Source organism: Methylorubrum sp. GM97 (genome assembly GCF_024347855.1).
Lineage (GTDB): Bacteria > Pseudomonadota > Alphaproteobacteria > Rhizobiales > Beijerinckiaceae > Methylobacterium > Methylobacterium extorquens.
Genome location: NZ_AP025942.1, coordinates 3,851,048 through 3,866,249 on the forward strand (window position 1 = coordinate 3,851,048; position 15,202 = coordinate 3,866,249).

Sequence of the window (15,202 nt, forward strand, 5' to 3'; positions counted from 1 at the left end):
TTCGGTCCGCCTCATGCGTCGGATCGCTCACCGCGCGCCACAACGATCAGCGCCCGATCCGGGAGAGGGCGCTGCAGCACCGACGCTTCGGCCCACGGGGCGCGCAGCCAGAGATCCCGCTCCTCATCCGTCGTCAGGATCACCGGCATCGCCTTCGGGTGGACCGCGGCGACCTCGACATTCGGCTCCGTGGTCAGAAAGGCGTAGAGGTCGTCCGTCGTCTCGCCGTCCTTCACCTTGCGCACCGAGGTCCAGCCCTCGGTCTTGATGCCGGCGAAACAGGCGAGCGGACGTTCTTCGGCGAGCGCGAACCACACGGGCGGGTGGGAGCCGTCGGGCAGGGCCTCGTTCTCGGAGAAGCTCGTCAGCGGCACGAGGCAGCGATGCTCCGGCCCGAGCCAGCGCCGCCAGTGCGGCGAGGCGGTGTTGCGCACATTCGTGACGCCCGGATCGGTCTTCTTGCCCTTCAGGGCGAAGGCCGGCGAGGGCATGCCCCATCGATACATCGAGAGGGTGCGTTGCCCCTCTGCGACGTGAACAATCGGCGCGGCATTGTTGGGAAAGATCCCAGGCAGGGGCGGCAGGTTGCCGGTCCGATCGGTTTCCACCTTGAACAGGCGCCGGATCTCGTCCTGGCTCTTGGTAAGGGCGTAGAGATTGCACATCGCCGGATGATAGCCGAGCCGGTCCGCCGCGCGCGACTCACAGCGCCGCGACATAGCCGGCGCCGCGTGGCGCGATCCGGCAGCCGCCCCTCGGTTGCGATCGCGTTAGAACCACAAGGCCCTGGAATCAGGGCCGAGGCAGGCCGCTATGCCGGCAGGACCACCACCTTCGTCTTCACCGGGGTTCGCGCGTAGAGGTGGATCATATCCTGACTGAGCAAGCCGACGCAGCCGCTCGTGATGCCACTGCCGATCGATTCGGGGTCGCTGCTGGCGTAGATCGTGTAGAGCGTATAGGCGCCGCCCTGGTAGAGGTGCAGGGTGCGGGCACCGAGCGGGTTGTCGAGGCCGCCCGGCATCCCGCGCGCGTATTGAGCAGCCTCGGGCTGACGCCGGATCATCTCCTTGGGCGGCGTCCAAGTCGCCCATTCGGACTTGCGGCCGACATACGCGTCACCACTCCACAAGAACCCGTCGCGTCCGACATTGGCGCCGTAGCGGGTCGCGGAACCGTCGCCCTCGACGCGGTAGACGTAGTAGTTGCGCGGATCGACGATGATCGTTCCGGCCGCCTCCTTGGTCTCGTACCGAACCGTCCGGCGGTAGTATTTCGGATTGACCTTGCTGATATCGACCGCCGGGATCGGGAATTTTTCGTCCGGTATCGGCCCGTAGACCTTCGCCGCGTCGGCGAGCATCGTGCCGTCGGACGTCACGCAACCACCGAGCCCGAATGCGCCGAGGGTGGCCGCCGAGCCCGCCAGAAACGAACGGCGGCCAAGACGCCGTGGCCGGCATCCGAGCAGACCGGTCTCGTCCGAACCGCCGGCGTCGGCGTGCCCACCATCCATCGTCATGCTTTCAGGGCTTTCCATATCCTGCAATCCGATGGGGACATGCATCGGCATCAATCCGGCCATCGTAAGGCTAAGCTGAGAGTGCGGCGACTTGGCTCGCCTGGCAAGTGCGGCGCTCGCGGCCGATCGATGGCCCTGCGACGATGCCGGACGCTTTGCTCCGAACCGCAAACGGCAGCCGGGATAATTCGCTCGGCTTCATGCTTGCTGACTGTCACGGGATGCCTCGGTGGCTAACCTTCGCGTTGCGAGCGCTGTCGATCCGGATGTCGCCATGCAGAAGCTTCGCGCTAGCTGTAGGCCGCGGGCCGCTTTAATGGCGGCGCGGACTCTCATGCCTGCCAGGGACGAGAGGCTCGGAGAGCGGTGAGGAAACACCATTGAGCGAACAGACCATTCAAGAAGGTCAGCCGGGTGACGATCCTCGCACCACCGCTGTCCTGATCCTCGTCGCGATCCGCGAGGCCAGCGCTCACCTCGGCAAGCTGCTCCGGCTGGCGCGAACGGAAATCCGCGGCAACCTCCGTATGCTTGCCTTGCTCGTGCTCCTGTTCGGCGGGGCGCTCCTGCTGGTCCTCGCCTCGCTGGTCCTGTTTCTGCTCGCCCTGCGGGATGCATTGGCTGCGCTGATCGGCAACGACGCGCTGGCAGCGTTGATCGTGGCCATGCCGTTCGTCGCCGCCACAGCGATTCTGACGTTCCTCGGCCTCAGGTGGATGAGCCTACGTGCGCCGGTCGGCTGAGGGGTCCGCCGAGGGCGGTAAACGGCCTCGAGCGGTAAACGGACTCGGGCACGCACCAAGTTCGGCAGCACCTTCAGTGTGAGATCAGGCAGAAACCCGGCACCGGCCATCGCGGTTGGCTGAGGCAGTCAGAGCCAATTCGGAGGCGGGAGTGCCGCGCTACTTCTTCGACACGCACGACGGTGAGTTTCATCGTGACGATGAGGGGTCCGAGCAGGCGGATTTTGAGGCGGCACGCAAGGAGGCAATGATCTTCTTGCCTGAGGTGGCGCGCTGGGAGATCCCGAAAGACGGCGATCACCGCTCCTTCAGCGTTTTCGTCCGTGATGAGAGCGGAGCCATCGTCTACACGGGAACGCTGACCTATTCCGGACTCCGGCTCACCAGCGCTGGATAATCTTGGAAGGCAAGGGAATGATCTGCTGAATTAGCGGATCATGTGCCATCGCGCGATGGCCGAAACTGTGCAACCTGCCGCCGTACCCAGTTCTTCGGCCCTGGCGCTAAAGACAACCGGGACCCTGGCCACCTGTATAGACCTGAATCCGCCGGGGTACCCCGGAAGAGGTAGGGAATAACATCCTCACCTGATCCACCCTCGAAACGATCGAGGCAAAATTCTCCATCAGCCTGTTGAACAGGTGCCGCAGCCTATCGTTTACGGAATACCAGCCGAATCAGATGATGTCTGGCGCGGCGTCATGCGGTGGGAGGCAAGATCCTCATGCCGGACAAAGCAAAGCGCGCCGATCTCGCCCAAAAGGCCCTCGACGCTTACCTTCACGAACACTCCGGCATCCGACGCTGGTGCTATCCGACCAGATCGGACGATATCGGAGAGAGCGATATCATCGACCTCGTCACCGACCTCCTGCTGTTGGCGGAGGTGAAAGGTCACGATCCTTGCAGTGTCGTCCGCAAGGCCGAAGTGCACCTTCAGGCTGAAGCCGATCTGCACGGCTGAGGCTGCCCCCAGGCTCCGGCGCACTTAGTGGCGGGGGTCGGAACGAGATCCTGCTGTCCTTCTGCATTCCCACGGTGTCGGGGTCAGTCAGACGTTGCGCGTCTCACGACCTCACCGGTGACGCCCTTGCTCGCGCCGTCTTCTCGCTGGGGTGCTTGGGGCCGAGTGCCCGCCTGTCTTCGTGTCCTGCCCGTCGATTCCCCCATGAGCCTGCACCGCCCCGGGTCGGCCTGCGGCGTCACGTCCAGGAACAGGCGGCCGGCGTTTGCCTTGCCCCTTCAACTCCCAGGGAGATCGATGTGACACGATACGCCGTAAGCACGCTGGGCACCCTGTGCCTCATGCTGTCCGCCAACCTCGCCCACGCCGAAGGAAAGCCGCTGCCCCCGCCGGCCTCCGACGGACAGCCCGTCATGGAGCTGACGATGGAGAAGAAGGACAGCAAGATCGTCTGCTCGCCCGCCGAGCTCCGTTTGCCGGCGAATACGAATGCCGAGCTACGGGTGATCAACAAGGCCGACCAGCCCGTGACCCTGACCATGGACGGTCAGTTCGAGAACGGCCTCGTGCAGCACGTGGATGGTGACCAGGGCCACTCCGCGAGTGAGAAGGGCTACACCATCAAGCTGAACGGCAAAGCCACGCTCAAGTTCAGGACGATGGCGGCTGGCGAGCATCCCTACGGATGCACGGGTGTGAACAGCCAGAGCGACCCCTTCGTCGGCAAGTACATTCTCGTTCCGCCAGCCGGCTGAGGCGCAGAGGCGATCGAACAGCCTCGGAACCGAGCCAGCCGTTGAGGTTTGGCTCGGTATCGCATCTCACCCGCAAGCGAGGAATGCCATGTCGAGCGACACACAACAGCATCACGAACTCCTCAGCGCTGTCAAAGCGGCTCAGGGCACGCAGGACGGGTCCTTCGAAAAGGCTGTGACACGGGCTTTCGAGCACGTCTTCGAGCACCTGGATCGGCTGAACTCTCACGTCTCGACCGGTGGTTCCGAGGGTGAAGAGCGGGCACTCAAGCCCGACGAGTCTCCCACCCTCCGCTGATTGTGAGGGATCTGCGTCCTCACGCAGATGCGCAACGTGATCCATCCATATGCGTCCCTGTCGCATTCGCGCCAGGGCGCTTCGGGGGGCCTGAACGAACCGGGCAACCCCGGCGTTGATCCTGCTCAACGACAAACAGGGATGGAAACGACCATGCAGACCAAGACAATCGCCCTTGCCGCAGCGCTGACACTGGCCCTTTCGGGGGCCGCTCTGGCTCAAACGCCTGCCGGCGGCGGAAGCGCCGAGGGCAACATGAACAACCCGGCCAGCGTGAAGAGCAATTCCGAGAAGAGCATGGAGCGCGCAACGGGTTCAGCGACCGGCAGCACGACCGGGACCGGCATGGCCCCGGCGGCGCCCGGTGCTGCTGGCGGTACGTCCGGCGGCAGCATGGGCACCGGCACCGGTGCGGGCACCAGCGGTGCCGGTGGCGCGGCCGGCGGGCGCTGACCAATCCACAGCGAGATAAGATCGGGGGGGTCGGCGTGATGCCGGCCCTCTTTCGTTACGACTCCAGTCTCGCTTGGCCGTCTCGGAACGTCGCTCTGCTCGGCCCGCATTCAGCCTCGACCACGCCCACCGGAAACCGCGCCGGACCCGAAAGCGCGTGTTCCGCGCTTAACCTTTCGGCTTGCGGTCCTCCGGCGTCTCCGGCTTGAAGTCCTTCGAGGGATCGGGGTTGTCCTCGGGCTTGAGCGTCGCGCCGGGCGTGCCTTTGCCGGGATGCCCCGTCTGCTCGTCGATGTTCCCGAGCGCACCGCCTTTGTGCGTCTTGCCGGCATCCGCACCCGGCTTCTCCGGCTTCCTCATGATGGTCTCCCGGTTCGCAGCGCAGAGCGCCTCAGGCCGTAGAACGCGCAGTAAGCCCCAAGGAACCGTCACTTCGGCATTATGATGCAGATTTGATCGGCCGGACCGGGTATACCGCTCGCCGCGCAGCGGTGATGTGCCCCGACATCACGGTCGCTGAAGAGGAGAACGTCATGCGCTACACCGTTCACTGGACCTCACCCTCGGGCCCTTCCAAGGAACCGCACGACCTCGGGGCGAGGGCCGCCGAGCGAGCCATGACCTTCGCGAGCATGGGCGCCTCGGAGGTCTACGTGGAGACCAGCGACGGACGAGTGTTCCGGGCGCCGGCGCAGATGGCCGCCTTGGTTCAGTACGCGCAGACCGCCGACGCCGAGTAGAACCGAAGCGGACAGCGGCAATCCCCGCGGCCTGCCTTCCGAGGGGGCCGATCAGGAGCCGACAAGCTGCCATTCGAAGACGAGTTGGCGAAGCCGCGTCTGGGCGGCGCGGCGGGCCTCGTCGAAGGTCGCGTAGCTCTGCGCGCCGTAGCGCCGTGGCTCCCCCTTCTCGACGATGGAGCAGACGAAGCGGCCCGGGCGCCGCCAGCAGGGTCTCACATCGATGGAGTAGGGATGGTGGTTCCGGTCAGCCATGCGGGCATGGTGCCATGCCCCGCGGCAGCGACCAAGGCGCGGCGACACCGCGCGGCGTTCACATTTGTAAGCGCGCGAATCCCAGCACCGGACGGGCGACCTCAGCTCTCATCCTGATCCTGCGCGGGACGTAAGGAGCGCTCGATCGTCTCCAGAACGGTCGTGGCGAGCACCGCATCCGGATCGTCACGGAACAGCACGTCGCGCAGCATGGCGAGGTAGCCTTCGAGGCGCTCGTCGTAGTGATCGGAGTCGATCGAGCGCAGCACGCTGGCCAGGAAGCCCACCGCCATCTGGTGAGCCACCTGCTTGGCGCCGAGCTCGGCGAGCCCTTCGGCGAGATTCGTCACCGCCGCGTCGTGCCGGGCGCTGACGGCGGCGAGCGCCGTCAGTTGCTGGGTCTGGTCCATCGGGTTGGGTCCTCAAAAGCACGTCGAGAGGTCGGGCGGGAAGCGCGCCGCGCGGTCAGGATCGGAGCCTACAGCTTCGCATCGGCGAAGCGGCGGAACGCTTCCAGCGTCTCGGCGCTGACATGGTGCTCGATCCCCTCCGCGTCGCGTCGGGCCGTCTCGGCACTGACGCCCACGGCGCGCAGGAAGCGCTCGACGATGCGGTGGCGTTCCCGCGACTGCTCGGCCAACGCCTGCCCCGCCGGGGTGAGGAACACGCCGCGATAGGGACGCTGCTGCACGAGGCCGTCCTCGGCGAGCCGCTTGAGCATCTTGGCGACCGTCGGCTGGGCCACGCCGAGGCGGGCGGCGATATCGACCTGCCGCGCCTCGCCGCCATCGCCGATCAGGTCGGCGATCAACTCGACGTAATCCTCCACCAGTTCGAGACGACGCGCCTCGCGGGCCTGACGGAAGCTCTCGACATGGACCTCCGCATCGACGAGCGGCGCATCCGCGCCCGCCGGGTGCACCTCGGGTGCCGGCTTCTGACCCATCTCTCGCCCCATATCTCGCGACGCATCCTGCATGAGGCGGCGGGCTCCTCCATTTCGGGCGCGGCCTGATTGGCCCACGCCTCATAGGGTCGTCAAACGTCTTCACGAAACACCCGGCGCACGGACCGCGCCTCGGCACGAGCGATGGCAAGTGCGGCGGCAAATGCGACGGCGAGAGCGATCGATCCGCCCGGTGTTTCGAAGGTACCCTACCGGCATGTTTAACCTAAGCCCCCCACGGCCGGGAACCCGGCTGGAAGCCCCTTGATCTCAGCTTCGGCGCAGCTTTATAGCTAATGCTATAAGGCCTTGCTGTGTGCGGGTGCGAATGGAGCGCCCGCTCTCCTGCGCCGGTCCGCTCCATCGGGAGCGAGGGGCAGGGGCAATCGGCACCTTGATGCGAATGGAAGTGGTGATGGATCAGGTTCGGCCGGCACCGCCCGGGCAAGCCCCAGCGGAACCGAGCCTCGGCGCGCTCAATGGCAGCGTGCCGGTGCGGGCGGGCGGGTCCTGGCTGTGGCGGCTCTTCGCCTTCATCGGGCCGGGATACATGATCTCGGTCGGCTACATGGACCCGGGCAACTGGGCCACCGACATCGCCGGCGGTGCCCAGTTCGGCTACACGCTGCTCTCCGTCATCCTGCTGTCGAACCTGATGGCGATCGTGCTGCAGGCGCTGGCGGCGCGGCTCGGCATCGCCACCGGCCTCGACCTCGCCCAAGCCTGCCGCGAGCGGACCTCGCGGCCCGTGAGCATCGCGCTCTGGCTGATCTGCGAGGCGGCGATCATCGCCTGCGACCTCGCCGAGGTGATCGGCACGGCCATCGCCCTCAAGCTCCTGTTCGGCATCCCGTTGACGCTGGGCGCGATCCTCACGGCGCTCGACGTGTTCGTGGTGCTGCTGCTGCTGCGCCGGGGCTTCCGGGCGCTGGAGGCCTTCGTGATCGGCCTCCTGACGATCATCTTCGTCTGCTTCGGCCTGCAGATCGCGATGGCGGCACCGCCGATCCAGGCCGTGCTCGGCGGCTTCGTGCCCTCGCGGGAAATCGTGACCAACCCGGCCGCGCTCTACATCGCCATCGGCATCATCGGCGCGACCGTGATGCCGCACAACCTCTACCTCCACTCCTCGATCGTGCAGACGCGCGCCTATCCCCGCACCGATCAGGGCCGGCGCGAGGCGCTGCGCTTCGCCGTCACCGACTCGACGGTGGCGCTGATGCTGGCCCTGTTCGTCAACGCCGCGATCCTGATCATGGCCGCGTCCGTGTTCCACGCGGGCGGGCGCACCGATGTCGAGGAGATCGAGCAGGCCTACGAGCTGCTCTCGCCCTTGCTCGGCGTCGGCATCGCCTCGACGCTGTTTGCCGTGGCGCTTCTGGCGTCCGGCCTCAACTCGACGGTGACCGCGACGCTCGCGGGCCAGATCGTGATGGAGGGCTTCCTGCGGCTGCGCCTGCCGCCCTTCGCCCGGCGGCTGGTGACGCGGGGCATCGCCATCGTCCCCGTGGTGATCGTCACCGCCCTCTACGGTGAGCAGGGTACGGCCCGGCTCCTCGTGCTGAGCCAAGTGGTGCTCTCGATGCAACTGCCCTTCGCGGTGATCCCGCTGGTGCGCTTCGTCTCCGACCGGCGGCTGATGGGTCCGCTCGTCATCCCCGGCTGGCTGAAGGGGCTGTCCTGGGTCATCGCCGGCATCATCGTCGTGCTGAACGTGAAGCTCTTGGTCGACACGCTCGCCGGCACCTGACCCGACGGCGCCTCATGCGTCGGCTGCACGCAGATGCGCCACGAAATCCTGCGCGAAGGGCGGCAGGCCCGCCAGATCCCGCAGGCAGAGCTTGAGGTCGCGCGCCGCCCAGGGATCCTCCAGCGGGACGGGCGCGATGCTCATCGTGCGCTTGGCCCGCCGCGCCGTGGTCTCCGGCACGATGCCGAGGCCGACGCCGCATTCCACGAGGCGGCAGACCGCGTCGAAGCTACGCAACTGCACCCGCAGCCGCATCGGCCGCCCAATGCGTGAGGCTTTGGCCGCGAGGAAGCGGGTCAGGGCGCTCGGCCGGTCGAGGCCGACGAGGTCGTGCTCCAGCACCTCCGCGAAGCCGAGGCTGTCGCGGTCGGCGAGCGGGTGGCCGGCCGCGACCACCACCACGAAGCGGTCGTGGCGGAAGGGGAAGGTCTGAAGCGTGCCGGTATCGACGGTGCCCGCGACGATGCCGAGATCGGCGGCCCCGTCGGCCACCATCCCGACGATCTCGTCGGATGTCCGCTCCTCGATATCGACGCTGACGCCGGTATGCAGGGCGAGGTAGGCGGAGAGCGCCTCGGGCAGGAATTCGGTGAGCGCGTTGGTGTTCGACAGAACCCGGATCTGGCCGACCGCGCCGCCCGCGAACACGGAAAGATCGCCTTGCAGCCGCTCGATCTGGCCCATGATCTCGCGGGCATGCGCCAGCAGGGTGCGGCCGGCGGGCGTCACCGTCACGCCCTGGCGCCCGCGCACGAGGAGTGCCGCGCCGAGCGAGGCTTCCATCGCCCGCACCCGCGCCGAGGCGGCGGCGAGCGCGAGGTTCGCCCGCTCGGCCCCATGGGTGATCGAACCGGCCTCGACGACGTGGCGGAACAGGTTCAGATCGACGAGATCGAAGCGCATCACAGGTTGAGTTCGACGAAGCGCTCTTAGGCCCCGCATTCGCGTGGGACGGAGCAAGGATCGGTCGCAAAGCTTATCACGAGAGCGTGAGCGAGGCACCAGCCTTCGCCAGTGGCGAAGGCACCCACCACGAAAGCCGAATTGCGAACGGTTCCAATTCGCGTTTGAAGCGCGCCCATGAGCGCTGCAGCCGCCAGCATTTTCGGAGGACAGGGCACGGTCGTCGCGGCCGGGGGCCTGCTCGTGCTGTGCATGGGACTGTGGGCGAGCGGGCTCGTGGCCGAGATCGTCACGGCGCTGATGTTCTTCGCGCTCGCGATGCTGCTCAAGCTCGCCCCGGCGCAGACGGTGTTTTCCGGCTTTGCCTCCTCCGCCTTCTGGCTGGTGACGAGCGGAATGGTGGTCGGGCTCGCCATGAATCGCACCAGACTGGGCGACCGGCTCGCGCGCCGACTGGCCGCGCGGCTGCCCGCCTCCTATCCGGGGTTCATCGCCGGCCTCGTCGCCTTCTCCTTCGCGCTGGCCTTCGTGATGCCGTCCAATCTCGGCCGCATCGCCCTGATGGTGCCGGTGGTGATCGCGCTGTGCGACGCCTTCGGGCTGAAGGCCGGGCGTCCGGGCCGGGAGGGCGCGCTGCTCGCCTTCGGCATCGCCACGCCGATGCTCTCGGCGGCGATCCTGCCGGCCAACGTGCCGAACCTCGTCATGGCCGGCACCGCCGAGACGCTGTTCGATATTCATCTCAGCTATCTGCCGTATCTTTTTCTGCACGCTCCGGTTCTCGGCCTCGTTAAGGGCGCGCTGCTCGTCGCCTGCACGATCCTGATCTTTCCGGATCGCCTCGACGGGAAGCGGCCCGAACTGCCGCCGCTGCCCCCATTATCGGCCGAAGAGCGGCGCCTCTCGGTGATCCTCGCGGTGATGCTGGCGCTGTGGCTCAGCGACGGCTGGCACGGCATCCCGCCCGCCTGGATCGGGCTCGCGGCCGCGGTGATCTGCCTGCTGCCGGGCGTCGGCGTGCTGTCGTCGGCGAGTTTCGGTGAGATCCCGTTGCGGACCTGCTTCTACGTCGCCGCCCTGTTCGGGCTGACGGCGGTGGTCAACGAAACCGGGCTTGGCGCCGATCTCGGCCACGCACTCCTCTCGGTCGCCCCGCTGGAGCCGGGCGCACCCGCCAAGAACTTCGCGACGCTGACCGGCCTGTCGATCGGCTTCCTGTTCACCGCCACCGCCAACGGCGCGCCCGCCCTCTACACGGCGCTGGCAGAGGAGTTCTCGCGGGCCAGCGGCTTCGACCTGATGAGCGTACTGATGGTGCAGGTGGTCGGCTATTCGACGCTGTTCCTGCCTTATCAGGCACCGCCCATCATCATGACGATGGATCTCGGCCGCCTGTCCCTGGCCGACGCGACCAAACTCACGCTCGCCACGGGCGTCGCGTCGCTGCTGGTGGCGACCCCGCTTGCCTACTTCTGGTTCAGGCTGACCGGGAGACTGGCATGAGACAGATCCGCGCGATCGTCAGCTTGACCAATGCTGCACCGCAGCACCGGCATTGCCGGTCGGAGCCGAGCGCCCTAACCCTTCCCTGGAATTTATCCAGTCTTCGACGCGAGGATCGTGAGCCGCGATGAACCCTACCGTCAGACCTACGGTCGCCCAGCCGCTCTCGCCCCATCTCCAGATCTACCGCTGGACCTGGACTATGGCGATGTCGGTGTTCCACCGCATCACCGGCACGGCGCTCTATGGCGGCACCTTCCTCGTCGCGGTGTGGCTGGTGGCGCTCGCCTCCGGTCCGCGCGCCTACGACACGGTGGCGTGGTTCTTCGGTTCGTGGGCCGGGCGCGCCATCCTGTTCGCCTATACCTGGGTGCTGCTGCACCACATGCTCGGCGGCCTGCGCCACTTCATCTGGGATGCGGGCTACGGCTTCGACCGCGACCGGCGCCTGGGGCTCGCCCGCGCCACGCTGATCGGCTCCGTCACCCTGACCATCGTGATCTGGGCGATCGCCCTGCTCGTGCGCTGAGGCTCGCCATGTCCCAGGTCGACAACCGCCAGAACACCGCGCTCTCGATGCGCACGCCGCGCGCCCGGGTGAAGGGCCTCGGCGCCTCGGGTCACGGCGCCGGCCATTTCTGGCTGCAGCGCCTGACCGGCGCCTCGAACGCGCTCCTGATGCTCGCCTTCGTCGTGATCATCGCGCTGATGGCCGGGCGGACCTACCCGCAGGCGGTCGCGCTGGTGTCGCACCCGCTGGTTGCGATCATCCTGATCCTGGCCGTGGTGTCGGTGACGATCCACATGCGTCTGGGCATGCAGACGGTCATCGAGGACTACGTGCACAGCCACGGCCTCAAGTTCGCGGCGCTCATCGCCAACACCTTCTACGCGGTCGCGGTGGCCGCTGCCTGCCTCTACGCGATCCTCCGCGTGAGCCTGGGCGGCCTCGCCTGATCGTCGTCACGGAACCAAGGATTCACGCCATGGCCTCCAACGGAACGAACGGCGGCGCGCCCGCCTACGCCATCACCGACCACACCTTCGACGTGGTGATCGTCGGCGCCGGCGGCGCGGGTCTGCGCGCCACGGTCGGCTGCTCCCAGGCCGGGCTTCGCACCGCCTGCATCACCAAAGTCTTCCCGACCCGCTCGCACACCGTGGCGGCGCAGGGCGGCATCTCCGCCTCGCTCGGCAATATGGGGCCGGACGATTGGCGCTGGCACATGTACGACACCGTGAAGGGCTCGGACTGGCTCGGCGACCAGGACGCGATCGAGTACCTCGTGCGCAACGCGCCGGCGGCCGTCTACGAACTCGAGCATTGGGGCGTGCCGTTCTCCCGCACGGACGAGGGCAAGATCTATCAGCGTCCGTTCGGCGGCATGACCACCGATTACGGCAAGGGCACCGCGCAGCGCACCTGCGCCGCGGCCGACCGCACCGGCCACGCCATGCTCCATACGCTCTACGGGCAGGCGGTGAAGAACAAGACCCAGTTCTTCATCGAGTACTTCGCCCTCGACCTGATCATGGACGAGGACGGCCGCTGCCGCGGCGTGATGGCGATCGACCAGGCCACCGGCGAGATCCACCGCTTCCGCGCCCAGCAGACCATCCTCGCCACCGGCGGCTACGGCCGCGCCTACTTCTCGGCGACCTCGGCCCATACCTGCACCGGTGACGGCAACGCCATGGTGCTGCGCGCCGGCCTGCCGCTGCAGGACATGGAGTTCGTGCAGTTCCACCCCACCGGCATCTACGGCGCCGGCTGCCTCATCACGGAGGGCGCGCGCGGCGAGGGCGGCTACCTCACCAACTCCGAGGGCGAGCGCTTCATGGAGCGCTACGCCCCCTCGGCCAAGGACCTCGCCTCCCGCGACGTGGTCTCCCGCTCCATGACCATGGAGATCCGCGACGGCCGCGGCGTGGGCAAGGAAGGCGACCACATCTTCCTGCATCTCGATCATCTCGACCCGAAGATCCTGCACGAGCGCCTGCCGGGCATCTCGGAATCAGCAAAGATCTTCGCGGGCGTGGACGTGACCAAGGAGCCGATCCCGGTCCTGCCGACGGTCCACTACAACATGGGCGGCATCCCGACGAACTTCCACGGCGAGGTGCTGACCCTGAAGAACGGCAACCCCGACACGGTGGTGCCGGGCCTGATGGCGCTCGGCGAGGCGGCCTGCGTCTCGGTGCACGGCGCCAACCGCCTCGGCTCGAATTCGCTGATCGACCTCGTGGTGTTCGGCCGCGCCGCGGGCCTGCGTTGCGCCGACATCGTCGAGCCCGACGCCCGCCAGCCGGAACTGCCGAAGGGCTCGGCCGACAAGGCGCTCGCGCGCCTCGACCGCTTCCGCTACGCCGACGGCGGCACCCCGACCGCGCAGCTGCGCGACCGGATGCAGCGGACGATGCAGAACAACTGCGCCGTCTTCCGCACCGGCGAGGTGCTGGAGGAGGGCAAGGGCCTGATTCACGAGGTCTGGCGCGGCGTCTCCGACATCGCGATCACCGACCGTTCGCTGGTGTGGAACACCGACCTGCTCGAGACCCTGGAATTCGACAACCTGATCGGTCAGGCGGTCGTGACCATGGAATCGGCGGTCAACCGCAAGGAAAGCCGCGGCGCGCATGCCCGCGAGGACTTCCCCGACCGCGACGACAAGGAGTGGATGAAGCACACGCTCGCGTGGCTCGACCAATCCAAGCACGGCGTCGAGATCGATTACCGCCCGGTCCACACTTACACGATGTCGAACGACATCCAGTACATCGAGCCGAAGGCGCGGGTGTACTGATGCAGCCCGCGGCGCAGTCGGTCGAACGGGGAGGGGCGGGGACGATGATCCCAGCCTCGCGTCGCGTCGTGCGTGCCGTCCTGTCCGCCGCGGCGGGGCTGCTGCTGATCGTGCCGGCAGCGGCGCGGGCACCGGATTTCGACTTCCCGGCCGAAGTCGCGGGCTTCAGTCGCGGCCCCCGCACGGATTACGAGGCCCGGGCGCCGGGCCACGGCTACTCCGTCGTCTACACGAACGGGCGCTGGAAGGCGGACATCTACGTCTACGATGCCGGTGTGGCGAACATCCCCGACGGAGCCTCCTCACCTGTTGTCACCGGACAGCTCGCGCAGGCGGCCGGCGACGTCAGGACGGCGGTGGCGCAGGGCCTCTACCGCGGCAGCGAGGATCGCGGCGCGGAGCGCCTGCCGGGGGAGGCGGGCGCCCGGCTCACCTGCCGCGCCTTCACCATCGATCACCCGGCCCTCGGCCCCACCGAGAGCCTGCTCTGCCTCACCGGTCTGCGCGGCCAATTCGTGAAGTTCCGCCTGTCCGGCCCGGCCGCGAAGCAGCCTCCGAAGGCGGAGGCTGAGCGGTTCATGACCGGCTGGCTCGACCGGCAATAGGATTTTTCCAGAAGCTCGGAGCGCGCCGCAGGCCGCCGCACCCAAAGGCACAGGACATGGCCCAGTTCAACCTTCCCAAGAATTCGCAGGTCACCGAAGGCAAGTCCTGGCCTGCGCCGGACGGCGCCAAGAACCTCCAAGTGTTCCGGATCTATCGCTGGAACCCGGATGACGGGAAGAACCCGCGCATCGACACCTATAGGGTCGATCGCGACGATTGCGGCCCGATGGTCCTCGACGCCCTGCTGTGGATCAAGAACAAGGTCGATCCGACGCTGGTCTTCCGCCGCTCCTGCCGCGAGGGCATCTGCGGCTCCTGCGCCATGAACATCGAGGGGCAGAACGCGCTCGCCTGCACCATGGGCATCGACGAGTGCAAGACCCCCGACAACGCCCTGCCGTTCCTGACCCGCAAGGACAAGGACGGTGCGGTGCGGATCTACCCGCTGCCGCACATGCCGGTCCTGAAGGACCTCGTGCCGGATCTGACCAACTTCTACGCGCAGCACGCGTCGATCGAGCCCTGGCTCCAGACCGAGACGCCCGCGCCCGAGAAGGAGTGGAAGCAGACGCCCGAGGATCGCGCCCGGCTCGACGGCCTCTACGAGTGCATCCTGTGCGCCTGCTGCACCACGAGCTGCCCGAGCTACTGGTGGAACGGCGACAAGTTCCTCGGCCCGGCCGCCCTGCTTCAGGCCTATCGCTGGCTGATCGACAGCCGCGACGAGAACACCGGTGAGCGCCTCGACGGGCTGCACGATCCGTTCCGGCTCTACCGCTGCCACACGATCATGAACTGCGCCAACACCTGCCCGAAGAACCTCAATCCGGCCAAGGCGATCGCCGAGATCAAGAAGATGATGGTCGAACGCGAAGTCTGATCGCTTCGCCGCAGGACACCCTTCGAGACGAGGTTCGAGAGCCGCGCCCCACCCTGGCGCGGCTCTCCTCGTTCCGGCAC

The 15,202-nt window shown here is 67.3% G+C and carries 21 protein-coding genes; 14 read left to right on the plus strand and 7 right to left on the minus strand.

The window, feature by feature from the left end; genetic code table 11:
- Positions 1-11: 11 nt before the first annotated feature.
- A complete protein-coding gene (locus tag MSPGM_RS17975) occupies positions 12-719 on the minus strand; it encodes an SOS response-associated peptidase (RefSeq protein ID WP_004446686.1) in 708 nt (235 codons plus the stop codon).
- Positions 720-811: 92 nt separating this feature from the next.
- Positions 812-1,522: a L,D-transpeptidase gene (locus tag MSPGM_RS17980; RefSeq protein ID WP_043707117.1), complete on the minus strand. Its 711-nt coding sequence runs from the start codon at positions 1,520-1,522 to the stop codon at positions 812-814.
- Positions 1,523-1,902: 380 nt separating this feature from the next.
- On the opposite strand from MSPGM_RS17980, the gene MSPGM_RS17985 reads away from it, so the two are divergent.
- The 6 genes from MSPGM_RS17985 to MSPGM_RS18010 all read left to right on the plus strand — a co-directional run bounded on the left by MSPGM_RS17985 (position 1,903) and on the right by MSPGM_RS18010 (position 4,735).
- A complete protein-coding gene (locus tag MSPGM_RS17985; protein WP_004446684.1) occupies positions 1,903-2,265 on the plus strand; it encodes a phage holin family protein in 363 nt (120 codons plus the stop codon).
- 151 nt (positions 2,266-2,416) lie between these two features.
- Positions 2,417-2,662, plus strand: coding sequence for a DUF6894 family protein (locus MSPGM_RS17990; RefSeq protein WP_004446672.1), 246 nt, complete (start codon positions 2,417-2,419; stop codon positions 2,660-2,662).
- 327 nt (positions 2,663-2,989) lie between these two features.
- A complete protein-coding gene (locus MSPGM_RS17995) occupies positions 2,990-3,229 on the plus strand; it encodes a hypothetical protein (RefSeq protein ID WP_004446671.1) in 240 nt (79 codons plus the stop codon).
- A 299-nt stretch (positions 3,230-3,528) separates the two neighbouring features.
- The gene (locus MSPGM_RS18000) at positions 3,529-3,984 is read left to right on the plus strand and encodes a hypothetical protein (protein ID WP_004446670.1); all 456 of its coding nucleotides are present in this window, start codon (positions 3,529-3,531) and stop codon (positions 3,982-3,984) included.
- Positions 3,985-4,072: 88 nt separating this feature from the next.
- Positions 4,073-4,282, plus strand: a complete 210-nt coding sequence (locus MSPGM_RS18005) for a hypothetical protein (RefSeq protein ID WP_004446669.1) — start codon at positions 4,073-4,075, stop codon at positions 4,280-4,282.
- Positions 4,283-4,435: 153 nt separating this feature from the next.
- Positions 4,436-4,735, plus strand: a complete 300-nt coding sequence (locus MSPGM_RS18010) for a hypothetical protein (protein WP_004446667.1) — start codon at positions 4,436-4,438, stop codon at positions 4,733-4,735.
- 168 nt (positions 4,736-4,903) lie between these two features.
- Here the strand turns inward: MSPGM_RS18010 and MSPGM_RS18015 are convergent, their stop codons facing one another.
- Positions 4,904-5,095 (minus strand): hypothetical protein, encoded by a 192-nt coding sequence (locus MSPGM_RS18015; protein WP_004446666.1) that lies wholly within the window; start codon positions 5,093-5,095, stop codon positions 4,904-4,906.
- 173 nt (positions 5,096-5,268) lie between these two features.
- On the opposite strand from MSPGM_RS18015, the gene MSPGM_RS18020 reads away from it, so the two are divergent.
- Complete coding sequence (locus MSPGM_RS18020; RefSeq protein ID WP_004446665.1) at positions 5,269-5,475, plus strand: hypothetical protein; 207 nt, start codon at positions 5,269-5,271, stop codon at positions 5,473-5,475.
- 51 nt (positions 5,476-5,526) lie between these two features.
- Here MSPGM_RS18020 and MSPGM_RS18025 read toward each other — a convergent pair whose 3' ends face one another.
- The 3 genes from MSPGM_RS18025 to mntR all read right to left on the minus strand — a co-directional run bounded on the left by MSPGM_RS18025 (position 5,527) and on the right by mntR (position 6,676).
- The gene (locus tag MSPGM_RS18025; protein WP_004446664.1) at positions 5,527-5,730 is read right to left on the minus strand and encodes a hypothetical protein; all 204 of its coding nucleotides are present in this window, start codon (positions 5,728-5,730) and stop codon (positions 5,527-5,529) included.
- Positions 5,731-5,831: 101 nt separating this feature from the next.
- Positions 5,832-6,140, minus strand: coding sequence for a hypothetical protein (locus MSPGM_RS18030; RefSeq protein WP_004446663.1), 309 nt, complete (start codon positions 6,138-6,140; stop codon positions 5,832-5,834).
- Positions 6,141-6,208: 68 nt separating this feature from the next.
- The gene (gene mntR, locus MSPGM_RS18035) at positions 6,209-6,676 is read right to left on the minus strand and encodes a manganese-binding transcriptional regulator MntR (RefSeq protein ID WP_012753420.1); all 468 of its coding nucleotides are present in this window, start codon (positions 6,674-6,676) and stop codon (positions 6,209-6,211) included.
- Positions 6,677-7,091: 415 nt separating this feature from the next.
- Here mntR and MSPGM_RS18040 point away from each other — a divergent pair, with 415 nt between their 5' ends.
- Positions 7,092-8,426, plus strand: a complete 1,335-nt coding sequence (locus tag MSPGM_RS18040; protein WP_004446661.1) for an Nramp family divalent metal transporter — start codon at positions 7,092-7,094, stop codon at positions 8,424-8,426.
- Between the two features lie 12 nt (positions 8,427-8,438).
- Here MSPGM_RS18040 and MSPGM_RS18045 read toward each other — a convergent pair whose 3' ends face one another.
- On the minus strand, positions 8,439-9,329 hold the full coding sequence (locus MSPGM_RS18045; RefSeq protein ID WP_004446660.1) for a LysR substrate-binding domain-containing protein: 891 nt from the start codon (positions 9,327-9,329) through the stop codon (positions 8,439-8,441).
- 177 nt (positions 9,330-9,506) lie between these two features.
- On the opposite strand from MSPGM_RS18045, the gene MSPGM_RS18050 reads away from it, so the two are divergent.
- The 6 genes from MSPGM_RS18050 (at position 9,507) to MSPGM_RS18075 (ending at position 15,122) form a co-directional block, all read left to right on the plus strand.
- Positions 9,507-10,832, plus strand: coding sequence for an SLC13 family permease (locus tag MSPGM_RS18050; protein ID WP_261925790.1), 1,326 nt, complete (start codon positions 9,507-9,509; stop codon positions 10,830-10,832).
- A 127-nt stretch (positions 10,833-10,959) separates the two neighbouring features.
- The gene (sdhC, locus tag MSPGM_RS18055; RefSeq protein ID WP_012254823.1) at positions 10,960-11,361 is read left to right on the plus strand and encodes a succinate dehydrogenase, cytochrome b556 subunit; all 402 of its coding nucleotides are present in this window, start codon (positions 10,960-10,962) and stop codon (positions 11,359-11,361) included.
- Positions 11,362-11,369: 8 nt separating this feature from the next.
- Complete coding sequence (gene sdhD / locus MSPGM_RS18060; protein ID WP_004446649.1) at positions 11,370-11,789, plus strand: succinate dehydrogenase, hydrophobic membrane anchor protein; 420 nt, start codon at positions 11,370-11,372, stop codon at positions 11,787-11,789.
- A gap of 29 nt (positions 11,790-11,818) precedes the next feature.
- Positions 11,819-13,636, plus strand: coding sequence for a succinate dehydrogenase flavoprotein subunit (gene sdhA / locus MSPGM_RS18065; RefSeq protein WP_015951894.1), 1,818 nt, complete (start codon positions 11,819-11,821; stop codon positions 13,634-13,636).
- A 44-nt stretch (positions 13,637-13,680) separates the two neighbouring features.
- Positions 13,681-14,241 (plus strand): hypothetical protein, encoded by a 561-nt coding sequence (locus MSPGM_RS18070; RefSeq protein WP_261925791.1) that lies wholly within the window; start codon positions 13,681-13,683, stop codon positions 14,239-14,241.
- Between the two features lie 56 nt (positions 14,242-14,297).
- Complete coding sequence (locus MSPGM_RS18075) at positions 14,298-15,122, plus strand: succinate dehydrogenase iron-sulfur subunit (RefSeq protein WP_261925792.1); 825 nt, start codon at positions 14,298-14,300, stop codon at positions 15,120-15,122.
- The last annotated feature ends 80 nt before the right edge of the window (positions 15,123-15,202 follow it).

What these genes read in the sequence shown, in the direction of transcription:
- MSPGM_RS17975 (WP_004446686.1), bottom strand. Translation starts at nt 719, where the DNA reads ATGTCGCGGCGCTGTGAGTCGCGCGCGGCGGACCGGCTCGGCTATCAT.
- MSPGM_RS17980 (WP_043707117.1), bottom strand. Translation starts at nt 1,522, where the DNA reads ATGACGATGGATGGTGGGCACGCCGACGCCGGCGGTTCGGACGAGACC.
- MSPGM_RS17995 (WP_004446671.1), top strand. Translation starts at nt 2,990, where the DNA reads ATGCCGGACAAAGCAAAGCGCGCCGATCTCGCCCAAAAGGCCCTCGAC.
- MSPGM_RS18005 (WP_004446669.1), top strand. Translation starts at nt 4,073, where the DNA reads ATGTCGAGCGACACACAACAGCATCACGAACTCCTCAGCGCTGTCAAA.
- MSPGM_RS18010 (WP_004446667.1), top strand. Translation starts at nt 4,436, where the DNA reads ATGCAGACCAAGACAATCGCCCTTGCCGCAGCGCTGACACTGGCCCTT.
- MSPGM_RS18015 (WP_004446666.1), bottom strand. Translation starts at nt 5,095, where the DNA reads ATGAGGAAGCCGGAGAAGCCGGGTGCGGATGCCGGCAAGACGCACAAA.
- MSPGM_RS18020 (WP_004446665.1), top strand. Translation starts at nt 5,269, where the DNA reads ATGCGCTACACCGTTCACTGGACCTCACCCTCGGGCCCTTCCAAGGAA.
- MSPGM_RS18025 (WP_004446664.1), bottom strand. Translation starts at nt 5,730, where the DNA reads ATGGCTGACCGGAACCACCATCCCTACTCCATCGATGTGAGACCCTGC.
- MSPGM_RS18030 (WP_004446663.1), bottom strand. Translation starts at nt 6,140, where the DNA reads ATGGACCAGACCCAGCAACTGACGGCGCTCGCCGCCGTCAGCGCCCGG.
- mntR (WP_012753420.1), bottom strand. Translation starts at nt 6,676, where the DNA reads ATGGGTCAGAAGCCGGCACCCGAGGTGCACCCGGCGGGCGCGGATGCG.
- MSPGM_RS18040 (WP_004446661.1), top strand. Translation starts at nt 7,092, where the DNA reads ATGGATCAGGTTCGGCCGGCACCGCCCGGGCAAGCCCCAGCGGAACCG.
- MSPGM_RS18045 (WP_004446660.1), bottom strand. Translation starts at nt 9,329, where the DNA reads ATGCGCTTCGATCTCGTCGATCTGAACCTGTTCCGCCACGTCGTCGAG.
- MSPGM_RS18050 (WP_261925790.1), top strand. Translation starts at nt 9,507, where the DNA reads ATGAGCGCTGCAGCCGCCAGCATTTTCGGAGGACAGGGCACGGTCGTC.
- sdhC (WP_012254823.1), top strand. Translation starts at nt 10,960, where the DNA reads ATGAACCCTACCGTCAGACCTACGGTCGCCCAGCCGCTCTCGCCCCAT.
- sdhD (WP_004446649.1), top strand. Translation starts at nt 11,370, where the DNA reads ATGTCCCAGGTCGACAACCGCCAGAACACCGCGCTCTCGATGCGCACG.
- sdhA (WP_015951894.1), top strand. Translation starts at nt 11,819, where the DNA reads ATGGCCTCCAACGGAACGAACGGCGGCGCGCCCGCCTACGCCATCACC.
- MSPGM_RS18070 (WP_261925791.1), top strand. Translation starts at nt 13,681, where the DNA reads ATGATCCCAGCCTCGCGTCGCGTCGTGCGTGCCGTCCTGTCCGCCGCG.
- MSPGM_RS18075 (WP_261925792.1), top strand. Translation starts at nt 14,298, where the DNA reads ATGGCCCAGTTCAACCTTCCCAAGAATTCGCAGGTCACCGAAGGCAAG.